The organism is Pseudomonas sp. RL_5y_Pfl2_73, from assembly GCF_963970515.1.
GTDB lineage: Bacteria > Pseudomonadota > Gammaproteobacteria > Pseudomonadales > Pseudomonadaceae > Aquipseudomonas.
Map to the genome: position 1 here is coordinate 130,370 of NZ_CAXAPD010000008.1, position 22,150 is coordinate 152,519.

Below are 22,150 nucleotides of genomic sequence, written 5' to 3' on the forward strand. Positions count from 1 at the left end.
CGCGAAAGCGGAGTGTCAGACAACTCATTTGTCGACTGACACACCGCTTTCGCGAGCAAGCCCGCTCCTACATTGGTTCGGTGGTGGGCCTCGGAATCACACCCGAAACGCATTGATCAACTGCTTGAGCTGCACCACCTGGGCAGACAATTCACGGCTGGCGTCTTCGGTCTGATGGGCACCTTCAGCGGTGCGTTCGCCGGCGCGGTTGATCTCGACGATGTTCTGGTCGATGTCATGGGCCACGGCCGTCTGCTGCTCTACAGCGGCGGCGATCTGCTGATTCTGGTCAACGATCATGCCGACGGCACCGAGGATATTTTCCAGGGCCATCTGGACCTTTTCCGATTGGCCGACCGTGCCGCTGGCCATCTCATGACTGGTACCCATCGCCTTGACCGCGGCGCCGACACCGCCGTGCAGGCGGGCGATCATCGCTTCGATTTCTTCGGTCGATTGCTGGGTTCGCTTGGCCAGGGTCCGCACTTCATCGGCCACCACCGCGAAGCCGCGTCCCTGCTCACCGGCCCGGGCTGCCTCAATAGCGGCATTGAGGGCCAGCAGGTTGGTCTGCTCGGCGATGCTCTTGATCACATCCAGCACGCGGCTGATCGCCTGGCTGTCGGTCGCCAGTTGATTGATCACCTGCACTGACTGATCGATCTCGCTGGCCAAGCGGACGATGCTGCCCTGTTGGGACTCCACCAGCCCTCGCCCACTGAGGGTTTCGTCGTTCACACTGTGGGCACTGCTCACGGCAGCGGCGGCACTGCGGGCCACTTCCTGGGCCGTGGCCGACATCTGGTTCATCGCCGTGGCCACCAGTTCGATCTGGCTGCGCTGACCGGCGACGGCCTGGTTGCTCTGGGCCGAAACCGTTTCCACCTGCCCGGCCTGGCGCTCGACTTGCGCAACGGTGCGGCCGACCTGTTCGATCAGGTCATGGATCTTCGCCACCGTACCGTTGAACACTTCACCCAACTCGCCCAGTTCATCCTTGCTGCGGGCGGCGAAATTGACCGTCATGTCCCCCGCCGCCACCTTGTCCATCATTTGGCCCAGGTGCTGGAGCGTGGTACGGGTCGAGGCGTAGAAACCGGCGTACAGGTAAAAAATCAACAGGAACACCAGCACCAGCGCCACGGCTTGCAGCACCATATGGCTGCGGTTCTGCTCCAGGCGCTGCTGCAACTGGACTCCCAGGAAGCCCTGGGTCGCCTCGTTCAGCCGGTAGGTCTGCTCCATCAGGCCGCTGACTTGCTGATAAAATGCCGACCATGGCGCATCGAGCGTGTCGGCCATCACCACCTGCTCTTCAATCAGTTCACTGGCCTTCTTAAGGGTGCTCTTGCTGCCATTGGCCTGATCGGCCAAGGCCTGCCCGGCGACCTTGCTGGAACCCAAGGCATCCTGCAGTTTCAAGTCATATTCACCCTGGAGCTTTTCGATCTGTGACAGCAACTCGTCGAAACGGGTGCTCGACGCCGAATTGAGAAACCCCAGCCCCAACGAGGACGCACCCAGCGCCCGGCCTTCGCCGAGGATCTGGGTGACCTTGGGGGTCGTGCTGATGATCAGCTCACTGAGCTGACGGATGTCGCTCTGGCTGTCGCGGCTCAGCCCTGCCTGGCTGGCGATGATCTGGCTGAACATCTGGGCGTTGTTGAGCAACTTGCCAATCAGTGCGCTTTTGCTCTGCAGGGAGCTTTCGGCCTTCTGGGTCTTGTAAGCACCGATCATCTCGTCACGTTTGGCCTCGAAGGCACTGATCTGCTCAGGCTCGATGGTCACGGAGGTCATGCCTTGCAGGCGCGCGAGGACTTGTTGTTCCAGGCTGCCGATCTTCGCTTCGACATCACCGGCCTTGCCGGACTGGCCCAGGCTGGCATTGATCTGTACCAGGTTGTAGAGGGTTTCCAGGTCCCTGCGCAGGATCAGGCTGCTGCCCAGCAGGTCGAGGCTTTGCAGCTCCACTTGCGTGCCCTGAAATTCCCGATAGGAATCGCGCACCAGAAAGAAGTTGGTCACCAGCATTGGCAACAGGAACAGCACGCTGATCAGGCTGAACTTCATGCCGAAGCTCAGGCGGTTCATCAGCGCGACGGCGGGCCAGAGCAAACTCTTCACAAGGAAGTCTCCCGGTAGTGTTCTTATTGTTATGGGCTCGCGCACGAAGACAGCAGAAAGCCACTATTCGGGCGCTGTCCTTGTATAGCCTAAATCGACGGGGAGTTTTGTAACTTAAGGTTAACGGTGTAGGAGCTGCGTAGGAGCTGTCGAGTGCAACGAGGCTGCGATCTTTCCAAAAACACTTGAATCTCAAGCGAAAGATCAAAAGATCAAAAGATCAAAAAATCGCAGGCTTCGCCAGCTCCTACAGAGCGGGAGCAAGCGCCCTTGCCACAAAAGCGCCTAACCACAGCCCTTACATTGATCAGGCCAACACCGTCCACAACGCAAACCCGGCATACCAGAGCACCGCCGCACGCAGCAGCAATTCCCAGAGGCGATCCAGGCTGTTGATGCCGTCCGGCCCGGCGACGGGCCTGGTGATCTCGCCGGCCACCAGACCGACTTTGTCGATAAGGGCGGCGGCGCTGATGTTCCAGTTCAACAGCTCATGCAGCATGACCCGGCTGACCGCGACGAAATTCCCCACCAGAGCGAAGCTCGCCGCCAGCAACCGCACCGGCACCCAATCGAAGGCATGGCGCATGTGCGCGGCCCGCTCGGCCACGCCGGGGTTCTGGCTGTGCTCGGCGGCGAGCGCCAGCAGCCGATAACTCAAGGCTGCGACCGGGCCCAACACGAAGTACCAGAAAATCACCGCGAAAAAGCTCTGGTAGGCCTGCCACAACAAATGCCCCTGGACCCGCTCCAGCAACTGCTCACCGTCATCGGCTTCAATGTCCAGGTCGCGCTTGGCCACATGGGCCGCCGCTTGCAGGTCTTCCCGACGCCACGCGTCGCGAAATGGCCCGAGGCCGGCCAGCAGATCGCCGCGCCCCAAGCTGTAAATCACCACCAGCAAATGCACCGGCAGCGCCAACAGACCGTAGGCCACCGGTTCCAGCACCCACAGCAACAACGCCAACAGCGCCACGGGTAGCAAAACCATCACCGTCAGCACCCACCACGGTCGGTTAACCCAACGTGGGCCCGCCTCGAGCTTGTTCAGCTCGTGCAGCCAACCACCGTCGCGCTGGACTCGCTGGCGCAAGGCCGAGAACTTCTCGATCCAGACGGCCAGCAGCAACACCAGAAAACTCATTGTCCTTCCCCTTCTGTCAGGGCCGCGCGATAGCGCACCCAGTCGAATGCCGGTCCCGGATCGGTCTTGCGCCCCGGTGCGATGTCGCTGTGCCCGCAGATACGCTGCACAGTGATCGCCCTGAACGCCGCTTGCAACTGCCGGGTCAGGTCCACCAATGCGGCATATTGCGCGTCGGTGAACGGCAGATCATCCGTGCCCTCAAGCTCGATGCCCAGGGAAAAATCGTTACAGGTCTCACGCCCCTCGAAGCACGAGACACCGGCATGCCACGCGCGATCCAGACAAGAGACAAACTGGGTCACGGCGCCGTCACGCTCGATCAGAAAATGTGCAGAGACGCGCAGGTCGGCGATACCGACAAAATAGGGATGTTCCGTGACATCCAGACGATTCTGGAAGAAATCCTGCACCTTGCCCGTGGCGAATTGCGCCGGTGGCAAGCTGATGTTGTGGATCACCAGCAGGGAAATTTCGCCTTCGGGGCGCGCATTGAAGTTGGGCGATGGGCAATGACGCACCCCCTCGCACCAACCGCTCGCGGAGTCCAACTGCATACAGGTTCCTTCGATGACGACAGTGAATGCCGCCAGTATGCCGTGATCGGACCGGGCAGCGCGATCACTTGCCGCGATTGAGCTGGCGCAGATTGCCCAGCACCGACTCCAACGCCCGGTCGAACAACAGGGTGTCGTCCAACAGCCGCGCCGCCCCCCGGCGAAACTCCAGGGCCAGGCTGCTACGGCCGTGCTCCAGCACCTTGAGGCCAGTGCGATTGACGAAGACATATTTGCCGGTCGCCTCGATGATCGCCGCCAGCTTGCAACGCAGGGTGTTGTCATCGTCCTCCTGGAACTCGACCCAGCTCCCCAGGTGCAACTGGTCGACCTGCAGCAGGCCCACGTCATCAGCCGGCAAATGCACCGCCACGCTCTCCCCCGCCGACTTTTGAGGGGGACGCAAGACGATTTTTTCCAGCACCTCGACCATAACCGGTGAAGTGAACGACTGGGCCTGTTCCGTCGCTTGGCCCATGCGCTCGAGGGCCTGCACATGCAGGGCTTCCAGTTCACTGAAAAACTCGCTGGTGGCGAACGGGTCGAACGCCGAGCGATTCAAGCCTTCACGCAGGGCTTTGAGCAGTTCGGGCACCATCGCCAGTAAACGCAGGCCGGCACCGGATTCGTCGTGAGGCCGGACACTCCAGATCAATTGCTCCAGGGTCAAGACGTCGGCCTGCCACTCGGCGGAATACTTGCCATGCTTGAAGCACGTCAGCAGCAACACTTGGCTCCAGGCGTGTTGCACGAACTCCACCACGGCTTGCGGCAAGACTTTGCCCATCATCACCAAGTTCAGCGTCCCTTCGACTCGGTGACGCGCCAGTTCGGCCTTGGCTCGGCCCTCTTCGGCATCGCGGATGCGCTGTTCGAGCAGTTCACTGCGGCGCCGCTCGTCACTGGTGAAGGCCAGGAAGTCGGCCAGCAGTTCGGAGAAAATCGCCGGGTCATCGACAAAATCATTCAATAAACGCTGCACCACCTGCTCGATGCGCAGGTACAGGCTGTCGCGCTGATGATCGTCGCAATCACCCCAGCCCATGGCCGCGGCTGCGATTTCGTTAAGCAGTCGCCGGGCCGGATGATTGCCGCGACTGAAGAAGCTCTTGTCCTGCACCGCGACCTTGAGCATCGGGATTTGCAGACGGCCGATCAGAGCCTTGAAGGAGTCTGGCAGGTTGTGATCGTCGAGGATGAATTCGAACATCATCGAGATCAGGTTGATCACGTCTTCATCGGCGCCTTCGACCACCCGGGACTTGCCACTCCTGACGCTGACCCGGGTCAGCAGCTGTTCGAGCTGGCTACGCAAATCGAACTCGTCGTGAACGGTAGGCGCCGGCACGTATTGCTGCAAATGAGAGAGCAGTCGCAGCAGGTCACGGGTAGAAATCGGCTGGGGCGCAACGCTGGGCTCCAGGGTCGGCGCCACAGAGCCACGCACCTGCATCAACAGTTTCTGCAAGGCGGCGAACACTTCCTGCACGCTGTCATCAACCTCGGCATCGCTGGGCTTGGCAGCCATCTCGGCGTTGGGCCCGGGGTTATCCTCGGTGCGATCCGACGCCCGGCGCGTCAGCGTAACCTTGAGCTCTGGCAGGATGCCTGTGGCGGCCAGCAACTGGTTGGCCTCGGTATAGAGTTGGTCGCAATCGCTGAGCACATAACGCTCGAACAGCTTGAGCAGGATCAGCTTGACCTTGATTTCCACGCCCAGGTTGCGCCCGGCCTGCAGGAATTTCTCGCACAGCAAGGCCGGGCTCAGGGGATTGTGCTGATTGGCCAGCGGTCGGGCCAGCAACACTCCGAGCCGGGCCGTCAGTTGTTCCAACGACACGCCATCGCGCCTGAGCACCCGAGTGACCATCGCCTCGACCGCCAGATGGCGCTCCAGGTCGTCCTGGGAGCGCTGGGCTTGGCTGTCCGGCGCCAGGGCAGGCGCCAAGGTGGCGTGGGTCAAGTCGTATTGGGCAAGGCTGACGAAGGTCCCGAAAAACTGCTCGATGAATTCACGTTCGATGCTTTTGCGCTTCAGGCGCAGGTCCCGCATGGCCTCAAAGTACAGGTTCTGCTCAATGTCGTCGCGCGCCCGGTCAGCCATTTCAAACAACGTGTCGTCGGCATTATCGAACAGTCCCTGCAAGCCCTGGCGCAACTGCTGGGCGGCCTTGTCGCGAACCTGAAGCAGAATCACAGGCAGGCGGGCGAGCGGCGAAGGGTTCGCCTGATCGGTAGCGACCTTGTGCAAAGGCACTACATTCCCGTCGTTGTGCATCCTGGCCTCCTGCAACGGCTTTCTGCGGCTCATAACGTCAAAGCTATGACGTCAATCAAAAGGCGGATTATCAGGTAAAAGAACCCCGTCGTACCAGCACACTCTGCGACCCATCTCGAAATACGACGCAATAAGTGACCTGGGGAATGAGGAAATGTTGCGAGGACGCGACCAAATGCGGGGTTCGACACCCTATAATCAGGCCACTTTGTTTGTGGAGCCCGTTATGCCGAATCTACGCCTCGCCGATCTGACCGCCGAAATCGAAGCCAACGTGCGCCGTGCGTTACTTGAAGACATCGGCAGCGGCGACATCACCGCGCAACTGATCCCCGCCGAACGCCTGGCCAAGGCCACCATCATCACCCGCGACGCGGCGATCATCAGTGGCACCGCCTGGGTCGATGCGGTGTTCCGGCAACTGGACCCGCGTGTCGCGGTGCATTGGCAAGTGCGCGACGGCGAGCGGGTCACCCCCGATCAAGCGCTGTTCCACCTGGAGGGCCCGGCCCGCTCGCTGCTGACCGGCGAACGCAGCGCACTGAACTTCGTGCAAATGCTGTCCGGCGTTGCCACGCGGGCCCGTTACCTGGCCGACTTTGTCGCCGGTACCCAGGTCAAGCTGCTGGACACCCGCAAGACCCTGCCGGGGTTACGCATGGCCCAGAAGTACGCGGTCACCTGCGGTGGCTGCCACAACCACCGCATTGGCCTGTACGATGCCTTCCTGATCAAGGAAAACCACATCGCCGCCTGCGGCGGGATCGCCCAGGCCATTGCTGCCGCCCACAAGATCGCACCGGGCAAACCGGTAGAAGTCGAAGTCGAAAGCCTGGCGGAATTGAAAGAAGCCCTGGCGGCCAACGCCGACATCATCATGCTCGACGAACTGAGCCTGGACGACATGCGTGAAGCCGTACGCCTCAATGGCGGCAAGGCGAAGCTGGAGGCCAGCGGCGGGATCAACGAAAGCACGTTGCGCCCGATTGCCGAGACGGGGGTGGACTACATCTCGATCGGCGCGATGACCAAAGATGTGAAGGCAGTGGATCTGTCGATGCGCTTGAGCCTCTGACAACAAAAAACGCCAGCCTTGAAGGCTGGCGTTTTTTTTCAGACCACCAGATTGTTCATCTCGCAGTACTCATCCCATTCCACACCCAGCACCTCGGCCGCTTCCTTGTGCAGCGCAAGGCGCTGCACCTCGAACTCTTCAGCTGTGCTGGTGTACTTGAGCGTCAACTCCCAAGGCTGCAGGCCCTGGGCCTCGGCCTCGTCTTCGAACGCCCATTGGATCTGGTCTTTTTGATCGTCGGCGCTCAGGTCCTTGATTTCGTCCAGTAACTGAGGCGTGTCCAGGGCGTATTTTCGCAGGGCCTCTTCGTGTCTGGCTTCTTGCGTCAGTTCTTTAGCGGTCATGGCGTTCTCGTTGATCGGAGGAATGGAAGATGGATCTGGATCATCAAGGATCTCTCTGACGCAAAAAACCGTGTGAAGCCCGGTTTATCTGGCCTTCAGAACCATTCGGGGATCATCTGAAAACTGCTGGGCGATGCACATGCAGGCAATGAATATAGGACGTTTTGCCGACGATTTACACGGTTCTTTACACCTATCCCACAAAAAACCATGCGCATGGAAAATCAGGGGAGCTTGGGAACATCTGTCAAAACAACCAGTCATAGCCATGTGCCATGCCGGCACTTCACAAGGAACTCCAGTGATGCGCAGCTTTTCGAAACGTTCGTTGACCCGGCTTGCTACCGCGACCCTGCTGCTCGGCAGTCTGACCTTGACCGGCGCTGCCCAAGCGGCTGTTGAAGTCTCCTCCGATATGCCGTCTTCCCACGACACCATTCCTGCCCTTCGTTTTAACCGATTTGATAAGTTCGTACTCGTCAAGACTAACGTCAACGTCAGCGCCTTGGAAAACCTGCCAAAAACCGTGAAGAACAACGCCGAGGAACTGGAAAACCAGAAACGCGTCCTCAGTGAGCAGGCCCGCCAGCTCGAAGAACTCAAGCGCACCAGTGGCTCCAGCTCCACCTCCAGCAGCAAGGAGATTGACGAGCTCAAGCGCACCATCAAGGAACAGGAACGCGACCTGAACGATCTGGGCAAGCAAGTGGAAGAACTCAAGCGCAAAAGCAGCTCCAGCTCGAGTTCGAGCAACAGCGAGATTTCGTCCCTGAAACGCGAGCTCAGCGATCAGGATCGCGAGATGGATCAGCTCAAACGTACGGTCGAGGAACTGAGCAGGAAAGTGAAATAACAAGGGGGATGGTGCCCGAGACAGGAACCAAATCCGAGCCGATTACCCCAGCAATTATTGGAATATGACGGATAGCAGGAGCAGCAGCGTACTGCCCAATGTACTTTTTCAACGCTGCTGGCGACTGGATCCGATGAAACATGATGCAGTGGTATGCCGATTTTCTGGATGCGCTTGGCGAAGGGATGCTGGACGAAAAACATGCAATGCCCAAAGCAACGGTAAGCGCAGGATGACCGGCGCAGGTTTATTGATAGACATCAAGCCCGTGGTGTAAGGTCCGCCGCCTAACACTGCATACATTCAGGAAATAGAAAATTCTCATGGACATGAAGCAGACATTCTTAGCTGCAATGCTTTTCTGCGCAGCGCAACAGGCTTATTCAAGTGAAACCGTAACAAAAGATGTTGTCTCGGCCTGCCCAGGCATTGAGGTTGCGCCACGAACCTTGCGCGCATCAGGTCACTACTATGCAACGCATGGGAAATTTTCTCTAAGAGAAGATGGCATCACACTTTTCGATTATGGGACAAACTACAATAACCTTGGTAAATGGGCCAACCCTTACTTCAATTCAAACTTTGCCAACGCTCTTTATCGTGACTGGAGAGATACAAAGTGCACTGATGAAAAACTAAAGTCTCAGTTTCTGCGCGTTGCTGATTGGTATTTGGAGGAAGCGATCACAAAGAACGGCATGGCTATATGGACCTATCCATTCCACAATCAGTACTTTGATTTAGCTCCGGGGTGGATTTCTGGGATCGGTCAAGCTCGTATTGCTGGGATTCTCTACAGGGCACACGCTGTCACGGAAAACCCAAAGTATAAGGCCGCAGCGGATGCAGCGATGGAGACATACCTCCACGACCTCAAGAGCGGTGGTGTTGTGACCTTTGATAACGGTGTTACATGGATCGAGGAAGCGCCCGACCCAAATGGCCGAAGCTACAAAGTGCTAAACGGGCACATTACTGCACTAATGGGTTTAACGGATATTTACGACATCACTAAAGATCCTCGATGGAGCGAGCTGATAAAGCAAGGGGTTGCCGCAGTTAAACGGGACCTCCCCAAATTTGATGGAGGGTTCATTTCATTTTACTCCGTAGACTGGCCCGCACCAACAAGACGAACAGCAGAGCGCGGCGGCTATAATTCCTTGCATGTTAGCCAGCTTCTATGGATGTACCAGTATTCTGGAGACTCTGACTTTCTGAAGTGGGCCTCACACTTTCAGTCATACGAAATGAACTCAGATAAATATGAGGCATCCTATTCGGTAAATAGCAAAACAAATGGCCCGGAGCGAGCAAAAGCGCTTCTGTTTGGGGCCTCTTGGACAACTAATGAATTCCCAACGACATTTACAATAACGCCTCAAAAACCAACACATTTTAAAGGTGTTGCTGTTGATGCCCTAGACCTGGCCAGACGCCCTATAGATTTTGATTTAACAGCATACCGCCGTGGACGGGTTGTTGGATTCAAGGAAGTTAGAAATAACGACAAGCTTTGGATGGACGCAAATTTTAAATGGCCAGTCGAGGCTGACAAACTAGAGTTAGAGTTTAAGAAAGGTGACAGAATAACGGCTATCACCTCGCTCATGGCGATACGAAAAGACATTGAACTTGCGCCAATAGCCGACGAGTGCAACCATCGCCGAGAGTCTGGCACGAACGAAATAATTTACGTACTTAACAGTGCGCTCGACGGCAACCCTGAGACAACGATGGAAATCCGCTGCGCTGGATGGGTATTCGTACCCATGGAAAAAGGCAAGCCCTACCTGCGTGTTTCAGGGAACGGAGCCAAGGATGCAAATTTCAGAATAAAAAATAGCTGGAACATGAAAACCTGGAGCCCTGAAAAGTCTATACCAATCCACTCAGGTGAGCGAATCAGAGTAAATGGAAAATACGCGCTTATCTCTTTCGATAAGGATGTAACTGAGATAACAGAAATCAAAACATCAGAACGATGACAAGTTGCGCGCCGACCCGATTTCATCGGCGCGCTTGCCGCTCACCCAAAGCTAAAAACAGTGGCAACCCGTGCCGACGAGTCGGTATTTTTTATATTCACCATTCCTCCACCGCCAGCCTGCGACCAAATACGGAAAAGCCCAGTCGCAGGCTCAGTAGTGGAACCCACTGTTACTTCGCTACCAATAAACATCGATACCACGCCGGCAGCCGAAATCGCTACCACGGCCTGTGACTGATTTGTTCTATTGAACGAGATTAATGCAAGGCATACCCCCCCGTTTATACCGTGAGCTGGTAGCTGCACAGTTCCTCCAGCCGGTATAGAAATAGCCTGAGGTCGCATGCTGCCGCCTACGGTCTGTCCCTCACCGGCAATTGCGTATGGCCTCATGACGCTACCAGGGTTTGGCAAGAACGTGTCAGCAGAACCGTTACGCGTAAAACCAGAGCACCCATATTCGCTAAGCTCGGTTGTCACTGCATTGCCAGCTACACGATGCGTGAGAAGAGGCCTCACTACGCCAGTATTGATGCAGTTTTCTGCGTAAACCTTCGCTCCAAATGGGGAAGACGACCCGCTTGTCTTGGCCCGTACAAGCTCAGTGGTCAGGTTGTCTACGGTAATGCTGGCTATCCTGAGAGAGTTCAAATCGCCGTTTACCAGATAATCAACAACGCGATCAACAGGGCCTTGCACTTCGATGTCTTCGACGATAATTAGGCCTGTGCTGATGCCTGGTGAGAACGTTTGAACGATCTGCGGGATAGCTGGCAAAGAATGGTTGGCGACGTACACGCCACTGACCTTAAGGGATGGCCGTTTGCGCTCAGTTGTTCCTTCTCCACCGTTAATCACCGTGTTCGGTACGTTTCCGCCATAGTACAGGCATGTAATATCCTCTACGAATCCTGCTCCCTGCTGGAAAGCGATTTCCTCATTCCCAAAACCGGAGGCCGGTCCGGCTGTTCGAATAAATTTCGAACCACTCACAACACCATTCGTCATCTGCGACTTGATGCTTCGCCCAAAGCAGTTCCTGAAGACACCCCGGACGATATTGAACGTGCTGTCTATAGCGCCCGTTCCCCCAGTAACCGAGGCCGGGCCGAACACCCGGATTCCATCCATATCGTCCTGTTGTGCCGGATCTTCACTGCCTACAGTGTCGATAATGGGGTCAATGATATTGACAGTCCTTGGATAGCCGACTCCGTCGCTATTGCCGAAAATGACAATGCCAGACACTCCGACAACTCCAGTCGTGCCGGCACCAGGCGCCAGCATTACGTTCTCTACGACCGGGCGAACAAGAGTGACCGTCGAGAAGCCGCCTCGTATCAGAATGCCGTCTCCGTTGAAGTAGGTTGCGTCGGCTCGGCGAATGTTCTTTACCCGCAAATCTGCAGCGTATAAAGATCCGTATCCCAATGGGTAGAAGTCGGTGGAGTTATTCCTGATGTACAGACCAGCGAAAGCCTTTGCTCCTCCGTCGATCTGGAGAACACCCTCAATCCGGTGGTAAAGAGGAAGGACAGCGAAATACATCACGGACTCAGTAATAACCGCCGAATCCATGAAAACCCTTGCGCCGTTCGATTTCCAGTCAATCGCACCGAGAATGGTTGCCTGGTTTCCTAGCGCTCTGGTGATGCGGATATTCAAGTTGCCATAATCGATTGGAACGCCCGCGAGAATGGCATTTTCCAAGGCTGTCGAGTCATCAGCAACGCCATCGCCGATGACTCCGAATTTCCGCACATGAACACGCGCCGGAAGATAGTCCCCCACGGTCCCGCCGGGGGCGCCGATGCCGCTGGCCCCTGTAGCTCCGGACAGGTCCTGTACAACATGGACCGTGTTGTCTGGATAGGTATAAACGACATTGGCAGCGTTGTTGATCGGACCTTGGCCTGTTTCAAGCACCTGCGCCACCAGGTCTTTAACGTCCTTCCAGTTCGTGGCCGCGCTGTCCAAGCCATCAGCCGACGCAAGATCAATCAGGCCATTACCTTTAGCCCTGTAGAACCCTTCGCCGTCAATGTCATTGATGCCCAGAACGGGCGAGCGGCTGGTGGTCCTGAGCAGCTGCTTTAGCGCTTGCCAGATCCTGTCGAAGTCACGGTTTACCGTGGATGACAGGAAGTCGCCGTTTTCTTGGTAGTCCACCAGGCGCTGAAACGGAACGTTGAGTTGCAGCAGAAGGTCGCCTGTAGGCGGCAAGGTGAATTCGATGTAGCTGATCGGCAGGCCAACCCCTACATGAGTGAATCCCGAGGTGAGCAGGCTGCCGTTAAGCAGTACTTGGAGGTCGCCGGCCTCGATGACCAGAAAAGGGACGGGGTACATAAGGGATACGCCATTTGCGGCGTATCGTTTCTCGGTTGGTCCTGGTTGAACTGACATGCTCTGCGCCCTCTGGTGGTCGCGGGCTAGTAGTCCACTTGAACCTCATGCACGCCCGCATCTGGGCGCCAATCGTCACGCCGAGCCTCTGTCGGTTTCCCGACTATTCGCCCAATGCGCACGGGGGTTTGGCTGATCGCGCCGCCGCCGGAATCGATGTAGTCGTCTTCCTGGTTAGTGAGCGCTGGGTTGAAGTCGCGCATCTGATCCCAGATCGTGCGCAACACGTCGACGTGGGCCCACAGGAAGCGGGCTGATAGCGGGGATTCGAAGGCGTCGAGGATTCGTTTCTGCTTGTTGGTGCTGGAATGCTCTTCCCCTACCCCGCACCCAGTGCCCTTCAATGCCTGCTTGAGGATCGAGGGAGCGAACCCGCCCGGCCCGTTGGTCTCGATGATGACACGGGGGATTTGGTGCCTGATGACCAGTTCGCGGATCTGGTGCACCTGGCCACCTATGATCCGGTCCTTGTCGTCGAATTCCGCGATTTCCCCGGTGAGGCCAACGGCCAGGTGCCAATACAATTGGCCGCGGGCATCGGTAAGGATCAAGGAGAAGGCCGAGGCGTCAGACTTGATCTTACCCAGTGAGCAGTCCCAGTAAGCGACGGCGCCGACGATCTGCGTAGACCCCAGGAACATGGCTGCCGCCCCGTTGGCATAGCGCATGGTGGGCTGGACGTCATAGGGGATGATGCGCGCAGGGTCCAAGCGAACCTCCGTGACGGGTTTCGAGTGGAGCTGATACTGCGAATCCCATTCGTTAATGGTGCGGGTTTCGCGGCGCCGAGTTTCCAGGGTCGCCATGTCGAAACGCTCGGGCCAGGCGCTGCCGGCGTAGCAGTCCACCAGCGTGCCGGGCGGCGTGAAAAAGGCGATACCGGTTTTCGTCTGCTGGTAATCCGTGCCCAGCACCAGCACACGGGCATGCTTTCCAATGCCAGAGAACACCACGTCCGGCACGAAAGGCACGTCGTAGGCATTGTGTTTGGCGTCCTCTATCCGGTGCTCCAGGGCGAACATGCGAATGGTGAGGCAGTCGGCGCCCATGCTCTCAAGCTCGTCGTACAGGCTGTCGTGGGTGTGCGGCGTGCCGATGTACAACTTGCTCCCGCCTGGCACCAGGATGTGCGTCTGCTCGCCCAGGCGGTAGCGCAGCTTTTCACGCGCCTCTGGGGTCTGGATGTTGCGCGGCACCTCGACGTCATCGTTCTGGCATTCGTCCGCGCGCGCCGATGTGACGTTAGAAAGGATCCCTTTGGCAAACATCGATGCGTTACGAAAGTCGGACGCACCTTCAACCCACCACTGTTCTACCGTGCCCTGGTTGGGCGGCAACAGATGGCGGGTCAGTGGGTGATTGCGGATGACGTTTTGGGTGTCGCGGCTGGTCTTGTAGGCCGTTGGGTCAGATTCGGATTGGTGCAATATCCGATCGGTCGGGTTTTTGTAGTACCGCCAGGCGTTGTAAATCGCCAGCAACGTCGACTTGCCGAACCCCCGAAAACAACGCAAAACGGCCAGAGACCCTTTGGCCTCCAGCCATATCAGTGCACGAACGTGGATATCCGGCACATCCCAACGCATGCGCCGCGCCCACAGCATGAAGAAAACCAGCAGGCTGACTTTCTTGTCTGGGTCAGTGGACATTCCCGGCCTTCTGCATCCGCTCGATGATGGCCTGGGCCTCACGTTCAGCGGCAGCCAGTTCGCCGTCCAACTCGTCTACAGCGTGACCAGCGTCCGGTGCCGGCTTCTGCCTGTTCATGATGCCGGCGATGTTCACCACCTTGAGCAGCAGCGTCATGGTGGCGGCGGCGTTCTTCTTGCACCAGTATCGGTCGCCACGTTCTTGCTGGGTAAGCTCTGCCGGCACCTTCTCGGCTCCGGGCCAGTTGTGCGGGTCGACTTCGGTGATGACAACCTCTCCCAGGCGTTCGCTCAGGGCTTGCAGGCGGGTGATTTGATCGTCGCGCATATCAGCGGTCTCCTACAGCGGTGCCAAGGTTTGGAGCGCGATCTGGCGTTGCCTCGCCCGGCTCCCACCAGAACGATTGCCCGAAGTCTTTTTTTGCACGGCGCTTCATCCTGCGCAGGTAGCCGGGCGATAGCTGTTCCTGCATGTCATGAAAAACCGCATGCTCGAATGCCGCCTTGGTGTACCAGTTGCGCAGGAATGGCGTGTTCTGGTAGCCGAGGCGTAGCAGGTTCGCCCCCACGTCAGCCGGCTCTGTTTTCTCTTTGAACACGCTGCCGGCCGTCAGCCCAAGGTCCGCAGCCGTGCCGTACACAGGCCCCAGCAGCCCCGTCAGGTTCGACTGGCCACCACGGTTATCGCCGCCAAGGCCCGTGTTCAGGATGTCGCCAAAGATCCCCACGCCGCCCCCACGTAGCGCGGCCTGCAGCCAGAACTTACCGTCGTTCATCTTGCGCGGGTCGCGCCCGTTCATGATGTCCATAAGCTGGTTGGTCATTGCCCCAGCCATCAGCAGGCCAGTAAACACCGACGCGGAATACGCCAGCTTGCCGGCGGTTGACTCGATCTGCGAAGCACGCTTCCAGTGGCGTTCGAACATCGCCACACCGAAGGACTTGAACAGCGTCAGGTGGCGCAGGGACTCACCGCCAAGGCTGCCCGACTGGGTGCCCTGACGCATGGTCGCCCGGGTCATGATTCCAGGTAGGATTGATGTAAATTCGGATTCGTTTTGGATATAGCCCAGCAGCTTGCCAACGGCATCGTTCTTCTGTTTGGCGCTAAAGCCTTGCAGCGATGCGATGGACTCCGGCGTCAACATAGCTTGCCCGCGCCAGTCTTCTGGGGTTGCAGCCTGCCATACGGCCCAGTCCTCTTTGGTAATGCCGTACACCTCAAGCCGCTTTTGCAGCTTGGGGTCTGATCCCCATGCGCCGCGGGTATCTGCAGCCATGCGCGACATGATCGACACCGAGAAGCCGCGCCGCATTGCAGTGGTCCAACCCTCCAGCAGGGTCACTTTCATGGTTGCGTTGGCAAGCTTCGAGGTCCAACCCGCCGACAGGTTGTCAGTGTGGAACGTCACCATGTCGTTGGTGATGCTATCCAGGCCGATGGCCATGCGGTTGGCCTCGGCGCGGTAGTCCTTGGAAACGCTCTTGAGGGCGCTCACCAGTGTTTTGCCGATCGGCAGTCCGTGGTAGGCGCTGGTGATGGCCATCGATTGAATGTCGCCTATCACAGAGGCAATCAGGGTTGACTGGAGCTTGGCCGCGACCATGAAATTTCGGATCCCCTGGTTGAACTCGGCAAAGCGCGCATTTACCGGAACGCCGAGGCTGCCATTCAGTACGTTCCACACCATATCCGGGGTGGCACCGAATTCCGTACCGGAGAAAAAGCCATCGCCGACACCGTCCTTCACCTTGGCCGTGTCGTGCAGCAGGCGGTAGGTCTGTGCAGAATTGGGGCCGAGCTGCTCAATCATTACCGTATCTTTGATCTGGGCATGTACAGAGCCCTGCATCGCCTCAAACACGGATGTTGGGCCGAAGTCGCGCATGTACTCCAGATAGGCGTCACCGTCCTTGAAGTGGATTTGCCGGTGGGCCTCGTCGTGCTTGGCCGCACGGCTTGCGCCACCAGCAGCGCCTGGCGTCATCTTGTTTAACCCATCGGTTTTCAGGGTTTCATGGGCAGCCAGCAGGAAGTCCGTTACCTGGGCGTCATTCATCTGCGTACCGTCTTCGTTCAGGTAGCGCTTTCGGTCTAGCCGATTCATAACGAACGCGGCCCAGGCGTCAGCGGTTGCGGCGCGCACCTTCACCAGACTATGGGGTTGCGGCAACCAGCCGTAATCAAGCCGGCCAATCATCGCGCCGGCGGCGTTCATGCGCTCCCGCAACGCATCCATCTGCTCCCGCCAGACCTTCGCCCCCTTCGCTGCCAGCTGGTTGCCAGTGTCACGCCCGAACACCTCATGCACAAAGTCGCGCTCTGCGGCCTTGTTGGTGATCATTCCCAGGAGCTTGGGCGCGGCGGCGTCGATGGTTTCCATGATCGAACTGAACGCCCGGTTACGCTCGCCCTTGATACGGCTGTCAACCTGGCGCAGGCGCTCGAATAGCGCCGACGTGAACGGCTGCTTGCCGCCAATAACCGCCGCGCGCGCTTCCTGGTTGGCCAGTTCTCGGGTTTGCGCCAGCAGGTTCTGGCCCTTGCGCTGGGCGGCCTTGTCCACGGACGCAATGTGATCGACCATCGCGGCCTGGGCGGCGGCGAGCTGGCGTTGCTGCTCGGTCATTGCGTTAAATTTTGACGGATCGGTGCGGGCAAGATCGCGGATGTGAAAACTGATCTTGTCTTCGATGGCTTTGGCTTCCGCCGCCTTGAGGGGTCGGCCTATGGCCGCCTCGACTTGTTTGATGCAATCGGCACGCATGGCCATGGGCTTGCCTCCAGTGAGATTGGAAGCAAGCCTATGGTGGTGGGGTAGACGGTTTCCCGACTATTTGGGATGGCGTTACAGGCCCAGCAAGCAGCCAACGGCTGCCATGTAGGAGGATGCTTCGCGAGTGCCGGCGGCGTGTTCTGCCTCAATCTCGGCCAGCACCTGATCGGCGCGGGCGCTGGTTGGGTTGCCGTCAGCGTCGTAGCCGGTGCGCACCATCGCCTCCGGGTTCTTAGCCACCGCGCCGCGCAGCAACTGCAGCTCGGGTGATTCAGCGGCTGGTTTGCCATCACCAGATGGTTTACCAGCAGCGTTTACCACGTCAGGCCCTGATTTATCTGGGGCGGCAACTTCTGGCTCAGCCGGTTTACCACCAGGTGGTAAGTCGGACCTGGGTGTTGGTGCCGGCTCCGCCTCCCGCGGCAACGTCGCGTCATGCTCTCTGATCAGGGTGTCGAGTTCTTCGCGTGCCGCACGCTCGTTGATTTGGCGCGGGGCTGGGGTCCTGCGAGCCCCCGCCACTCCATCAGCCAGCGGCTTACGTCGGAAGCCCTGAATGATTTCATCGGCCCGCGCGCTGAATCGATCTTCAAACCGGGAAGGAGTCTCGCCCCGATCCAATGCATTCAGGTCGGCACGGGCCTGTTCGGCTGAGCGGTTGCCGTCCAGGCTTTCCGTCAACGCTGACTGGCGGTCGGCCAATTGGGCGCGCTCGTCGGCAATGGCCTGGCGGGCGGCCTGCTCGGCCTGCTTGCGCCCCATGCCCTGGCCCTGTAACTCTTTTGCTCGAGCGCGGAAAGTATTGTCCAGCCCTTCAATGCTGCGGGTTACGGCGGACAGCTCGGCTTTCACGTCCTTCACGTTCGGCAAGCTGCCAGCGGCGGCCTGCTCCGTCTCGGCGCGAACGATCGGCAACAGCTCTTCCCGTGCGCTGGCCAGGGCCTGATCACGGCCTGGGGCGATTACGGGAGATTCATCAAGATCGCGCAGGAAGGATGCCCGTTGGATATTGTCCGGCAGCACCACGGGTTCGCCACGGTTGATCGCGTCAATGGCAGCCCGGAGCGCGTCTTGGTGTGCGACCGCTGACCGGGCGTCAATTGGCGCGCCGGGAGCGGTGTCGATATCGGCGTGCTGGGCGTTGCGATCTGCCAGCGCAGCGTCGATTTGTTCGGTTGAAGGCCGGCGCATTGTGGCTCGACCAATGCCAAAGAAGGCCGCCCCCAAGATGGCATCAGTAGCGATAGCCGTACCATCCATTGCCCGGTATTGCGCGGCCTGGGCGTGATAACCGCCGGAGTCAAGAAGCTCTGCCGAAACACCCCGGTGAGCCATGCCCAGCCCAACGTTGGCACCAACAGCCAATGCCGCGTCACCAAAAAAGGACTTGGCAAAGCCTGCGGCGGGGATCGCTGCCCCCACGCCGGTTACTGCCCCCTCAGTAACACCCAGCCAAGTGGCCGTATTTTCGTCAATACCTTCTTCCATGGCCGTGCGCTTGCGAGAGTAGCCGGCAGGTCCGCCAGCAGCAGCGGCGGCACCGACAGGCCCGCCCAGGACGGCACCCGCCAGCGTTCGCGGAAGAATGGCGGCAGCCTCTCCAATGATCTGGCCCGCCACGCCAACCTCGGTAGGATCTGGCCGGTATTCCTTGGCCATTTCGCCCACGCCCACGCCCAGGGCTTCCTGGCTGGATTCCTCCGCGCTGGTTACGTTTGGCTTGCCGCCGAACTTCGGCTCAGGTAGCAACAGCTCGGCAGCCGCATCGAGGCCGCCCTGCCACACAGAGCTGAGGCCGGACTCAATTGCAGTGCCTGCCTCAATCCCGCCGCGCAGCAAGTTCGGCCCGACCACATCCAGGGCACCAGTAAAGAAACCCGGCTTGAGTTTCTCGGCGGTTCGGTCCAGCCGCTGATCCTGGCTCGCGGCTTCACCTTCTTCGACCATCCCGTCTAACCAGCTCATTTGACTTTCACCACCATGGGTTGATTGGTTTGCGGGTCTACCTGCACCCGGCCTGCATTCATCAGGTAATAGGAGCCTTCCTTGCCTGGTACCGGCGACAGCGGCATGTCTTCAAGCTGGCTGATAGGGAGCTTGCTGTGCATAGCCAGGCCCTCCAGCTGCATATCCACCAAGGCATCGAACGTCCCTTCATCCATTTCGTAAGGCTTGATGACCTTGGCACCGCCTCTTTCCATGATGCCGCCGGTTGCCATTTCTGCGGCCTGTTCCGCCAGGTCTTTGTCAAGGTCAGGTGATGGGCCGTCGTGCTTGACGCCCTTGGGCCCGGACATTCCCGCGTACAACGACTTGAAGGCCAGGTAGGCTTGTTCCCGCTGCGGAGTACCCGGAACCAGCGAGTTGCCCACCGAACCATCGAAGGCTTCGCGGAACATGGCATCTTTGGGCATGGGGGTAGATTTGTCCGTCAGCACCTTCGCACCGGACAGCAGCGTGCGGGGAACGTCAGTGCCGTCGGCGCCCTTGAGTCCACGGAATTGAGCCATTCCGGCCAGCGTGACGATGGGGTCATCGGCCACCAGAGGTTTGATAGCGGCGGCATAGTCGGCGCCGGTTGGCGATGATGCAGCAATGGCGCCGAACAACTGCAGTTTGGTCCCGTCGTCGGCCTGCTTGATCAGTGATGACAGCATGGTCTGCTCTTCCGGCTTCCATGGGTTGCGGTTGACTTCGGGGCCGTATGCCTTGCGCACGGCGTTGACCACGTCGAAGCGCTCGGCGATCTGCTCGCCCAGCTTCTGCTGACCTTCGGGGCTGGCGATTCCCGAAACGTCAAGAGGCGCCACATCGGCGCCGGTTCGCATTGCGTTAAACGTCAGCGGGTTCTCGCGCATCATCTTGGTATTGTTATCCACCGCCGCCTGCAAACGATCCAGATTGGCTTGCTGGGCAACACTGCCACCGTTGGCCTGCATCTGCTGGCGCTGCCGGTCAATCAGCTGCTGGGCAACTGCGGGGGGCTGCCGGAGCAGTCCTTGCACCTGCGTCATTTCCTGCATGCGGGTGTTGAACTCGCCGGCAGCAGAGGTGCCGGACAGCGCGGCCTTCCACCGCTGCTGATCTGCCGGGGTTGGCGGAACGCCCGTAGAGGCCTGCCGGTCCATCTGCGAAAGGATCCGCTCGGCCTTCACTTCCCGCATTTCCGCCTGGCGCTGCTGGTGTTCCTTCACCTGGAATATGCGACCGCTCACCGTGTTGAGCAGTTGGTTACGCTTCTCTGGGTCAAGCTTGTGGGCGTAGAAACCGTCCTCGGCGGTCAGGTCATGCTCCAGCTTTTGAAGGCTACCGATGCTTTCGCGGGACTCGATGACGCGCTGTGTCGCGTGCGTGGTCCAGTTGCCGTCCTTGAATTCCTGTTTCTTGCTGGCCCAGGCCTCGCCGAATGCCAGGCGCCCAGCAACGTCGATATCTTCGGCGTCCATCCGGGCATTGATCTGCTCGACGTTTGCCCCAGGTAGTGCGGCGTCTTTACCCAGCATATCCATACGGGACGTAAGGTCGCTCCGAGCTGACTGAATTCGCCCCTTGGCGGCTGATGCGCGGATACTGTCCAGGCCGCCCAATTGAATGCGTTTGAGCGAGTTGCCTATCTCACCCTGCTGCGCCTCATCAAGACCAGGAGTTTCCAGAGGGTCGAGCTTCGATACTGCACTGGTGAAGGCCTCTTCGGACTTCTCGTAGGGCAACTGCCCAGTGCGCATCTGCTCGTCCAGCTCCGTGGCAATGGTCTTGATTTGCGATTCACGATCGATCAGCGCGTTGCTGGCCTTTACTCGAGCAAGGGCCTGATCCTCTTTGTTGATATTGTCCAGGACGCCAAGCGCTGCGTTCTGGATGGTGCTGGCTGCCTGCTGCGCTGCCTGAGCCTGCCCACGGTTGTCCACGGTGATGACGCGGTTCTGCGCAGCCTCTGGCAGCACGCGGGTTTGTGCGAAGTTACCCAGCGGAATCTGTGCCATTAGCCGTTCCCCCCTACTTTCGTCACGGTGCCATTTTTGCCGGCGGCGGACGCCTTCCAAGACATGGCGGCGTTGGCGCCGGCGTTGAGCACGGTGCCGATGGATTGCGAGTTCGCAGCCGAACGCGCCTGACTGCCCGCCAGGCTGTAGTTGCTCGCGTCGGCGTAGCCTCGGGCTCTTTGGTTTTGGCCGTTAAATATGGTCAGCGCCGCATCTTCCTCGGCATTGCCTATGATTTCCTCGTTGATGTTGATCGCCGTACCGGCGCCGGTCTCAACGCCAGAGGCGGCCAGGGCGGCATTGGCCTCACTGGCCTGGTTGCGCGCAAGCCTGCGGATGCGATCAGCCTGTACCACCGCGGCGCTGGCCGCCGTGTCGGCATCCGCCTGCGCCTGGTCGGCCTGGGCGTTCGCATTGAGCTGGGCCTGCTTGCCTGACTGCTGGGTCGAATAAACCGAGTAGACCGTCGCGGCCGCCATTGCCGCATAAGCGGCCATCCCTACAGCACCTACTGCCATGATCAGATCTCCATCATCAAAAGCGGGCCGATGTTGCGCAGGCCCTGTGACTCATACAGCCGGGTCGTGCCTTCGACGCTCACGCCGGTCCCGATCCCCATGTAAATTTGCTTCGCGCCCTTGAGCCTTGCCCATTCCTTGAACGTCTGGATCAGGCGAACAGCGATCACGCCATTGCGCTTGGATGGTTCAACGAACAGCGAGTAGTCGTAGGCGATCAAGTCATTGCTGAACCACTGATCAGTCACGGCACCGGCCATGCCACCGACCACCTCGCCGCGCACTTCGGCCACGAACACAACCCCCTGGCCATTGATCAGCTCATGCAGGAATGCGGCCGACTTATCCGGGCAAAAGCTCATGGCCGAATAGCTGGTGGTGGAATGCAGCAGCGTGCCCAGCTCGATCAGCCTGGGCACGTCGGAATGTTTGGCGGGCCTGATCATGGT

At 58.9% G+C, this 22,150-nt stretch carries 16 protein-coding genes and 1 pseudogene; 3 read left to right on the forward strand and 14 right to left on the reverse strand.

Annotated elements, in window-relative coordinates; genetic code table 11:
* Window positions 1–96 precede the first annotated feature (96 nt).
* From AACY42_RS28600 to AACY42_RS10270, 5 genes and pseudogenes are all read right to left on the reverse strand, one after another.
* Window positions 97–1,026, reverse strand: a complete 930-nt coding sequence (locus AACY42_RS28600) for a methyl-accepting chemotaxis protein (RefSeq protein WP_445261742.1) — start codon at window positions 1,024–1,026, stop codon at window positions 97–99.
* A pseudogene (locus AACY42_RS28605) lies at window positions 1,003–2,094 on the reverse strand (methyl-accepting chemotaxis protein); the annotation flags it as partial. The pseudogene AACY42_RS28605 and the gene AACY42_RS28600, both read right to left, overlap by 24 nt.
* A 340-nt stretch (window positions 2,095–2,434) precedes the next feature.
* Window positions 2,435–3,271, reverse strand: a complete 837-nt coding sequence (gene ampE, locus AACY42_RS10260; RefSeq protein WP_339479055.1) for a regulatory signaling modulator protein AmpE — start codon at window positions 3,269–3,271, stop codon at window positions 2,435–2,437.
* Complete coding sequence (gene ampD / locus AACY42_RS10265; RefSeq protein WP_339479056.1) at window positions 3,268–3,828, reverse strand: 1,6-anhydro-N-acetylmuramyl-L-alanine amidase AmpD; 561 nt, start codon at window positions 3,826–3,828, stop codon at window positions 3,268–3,270. The genes ampE and ampD overlap by 4 nt, the downstream gene beginning before the upstream one ends.
* A gap of 64 nt (window positions 3,829–3,892) precedes the next feature.
* Entirely contained in the window at window positions 3,893–6,106 is a 2,214-nt protein-coding gene (locus AACY42_RS10270) for a DUF1631 domain-containing protein (protein ID WP_339479058.1), read from the reverse strand.
* Window positions 6,107–6,332: 226 nt separating this feature from the next.
* Between AACY42_RS10270 and nadC the strand changes: the two genes are divergently transcribed.
* Entirely contained in the window at window positions 6,333–7,181 is an 849-nt protein-coding gene (gene nadC / locus AACY42_RS10275; protein WP_339479060.1) for a carboxylating nicotinate-nucleotide diphosphorylase, read from the forward strand.
* Between the two features lie 38 nt (window positions 7,182–7,219).
* Here nadC and AACY42_RS10280 read toward each other — a convergent pair whose 3' ends face one another.
* Window positions 7,220–7,525 (reverse strand): DUF6388 family protein, encoded by a 306-nt coding sequence (locus AACY42_RS10280; protein WP_339479061.1) that lies wholly within the window; start codon window positions 7,523–7,525, stop codon window positions 7,220–7,222.
* A 304-nt stretch (window positions 7,526–7,829) separates the two neighbouring features.
* Between AACY42_RS10280 and AACY42_RS10285 the strand changes: the two genes are divergently transcribed.
* Both AACY42_RS10285 and AACY42_RS10290 read left to right on the forward strand, forming a co-directional pair.
* Window positions 7,830–8,378 carry a hypothetical protein gene (locus AACY42_RS10285; RefSeq protein WP_339479200.1) on the forward strand — a complete coding sequence of 183 codons (549 nt, stop codon included), beginning with the start codon at window positions 7,830–7,832 and terminating at the stop codon, window positions 8,376–8,378.
* A 323-nt stretch (window positions 8,379–8,701) separates the two neighbouring features.
* On the forward strand, window positions 8,702–10,366 hold the full coding sequence (locus tag AACY42_RS10290) for a D-glucuronyl C5-epimerase family protein (RefSeq protein WP_339479063.1): 1,665 nt from the start codon (window positions 8,702–8,704) through the stop codon (window positions 10,364–10,366).
* A 41-nt stretch (window positions 10,367–10,407) separates the two neighbouring features.
* On the opposite strand, the gene AACY42_RS10295 is transcribed toward AACY42_RS10290, so the two are convergent.
* The 8 genes from AACY42_RS10295 to AACY42_RS10330 form a co-directional block, all read right to left on the reverse strand.
* Window positions 10,408–12,717: a hypothetical protein gene (locus AACY42_RS10295; protein WP_339479064.1), complete on the reverse strand. Its 2,310-nt coding sequence runs from the start codon at window positions 12,715–12,717 to the stop codon at window positions 10,408–10,410.
* Between the two features lie 83 nt (window positions 12,718–12,800).
* A complete protein-coding gene (terL, locus tag AACY42_RS10300) occupies window positions 12,801–14,423 on the reverse strand; it encodes a phage terminase large subunit (protein WP_339479065.1) in 1,623 nt (540 codons plus the stop codon).
* Entirely contained in the window at window positions 14,413–14,751 is a 339-nt protein-coding gene (locus tag AACY42_RS10305) for a hypothetical protein (RefSeq protein WP_092348004.1), read from the reverse strand. The genes terL and AACY42_RS10305 overlap by 11 nt, the downstream gene beginning before the upstream one ends.
* 1 nt (window position 14,752) lies before the next feature.
* Window positions 14,753–17,197 (reverse strand): hypothetical protein, encoded by a 2,445-nt coding sequence (locus AACY42_RS10310; RefSeq protein ID WP_339479070.1) that lies wholly within the window; start codon window positions 17,195–17,197, stop codon window positions 14,753–14,755.
* A 75-nt stretch (window positions 17,198–17,272) separates the two neighbouring features.
* A complete protein-coding gene (locus AACY42_RS10315) occupies window positions 17,273–19,165 on the reverse strand; it encodes a hypothetical protein (RefSeq protein ID WP_314383150.1) in 1,893 nt (630 codons plus the stop codon).
* Window positions 19,162–21,183: a hypothetical protein gene (locus tag AACY42_RS10320; protein ID WP_339479073.1), complete on the reverse strand. Its 2,022-nt coding sequence runs from the start codon at window positions 21,181–21,183 to the stop codon at window positions 19,162–19,164. Before AACY42_RS10320 ends, AACY42_RS10315 begins: the two co-directional genes overlap by 4 nt.
* Entirely contained in the window at window positions 21,183–21,701 is a 519-nt protein-coding gene (locus tag AACY42_RS10325) for a hypothetical protein (protein WP_339479075.1), read from the reverse strand. The genes AACY42_RS10320 and AACY42_RS10325 overlap by 1 nt, the downstream gene beginning before the upstream one ends.
* Before the next feature lie 2 nt (window positions 21,702–21,703).
* Window positions 21,704–22,147 (reverse strand): GNAT family N-acetyltransferase, encoded by a 444-nt coding sequence (locus AACY42_RS10330; RefSeq protein ID WP_339479077.1) that lies wholly within the window; start codon window positions 22,145–22,147, stop codon window positions 21,704–21,706.
* Between the last annotated feature and the right edge of the window lie 3 nt (window positions 22,148–22,150).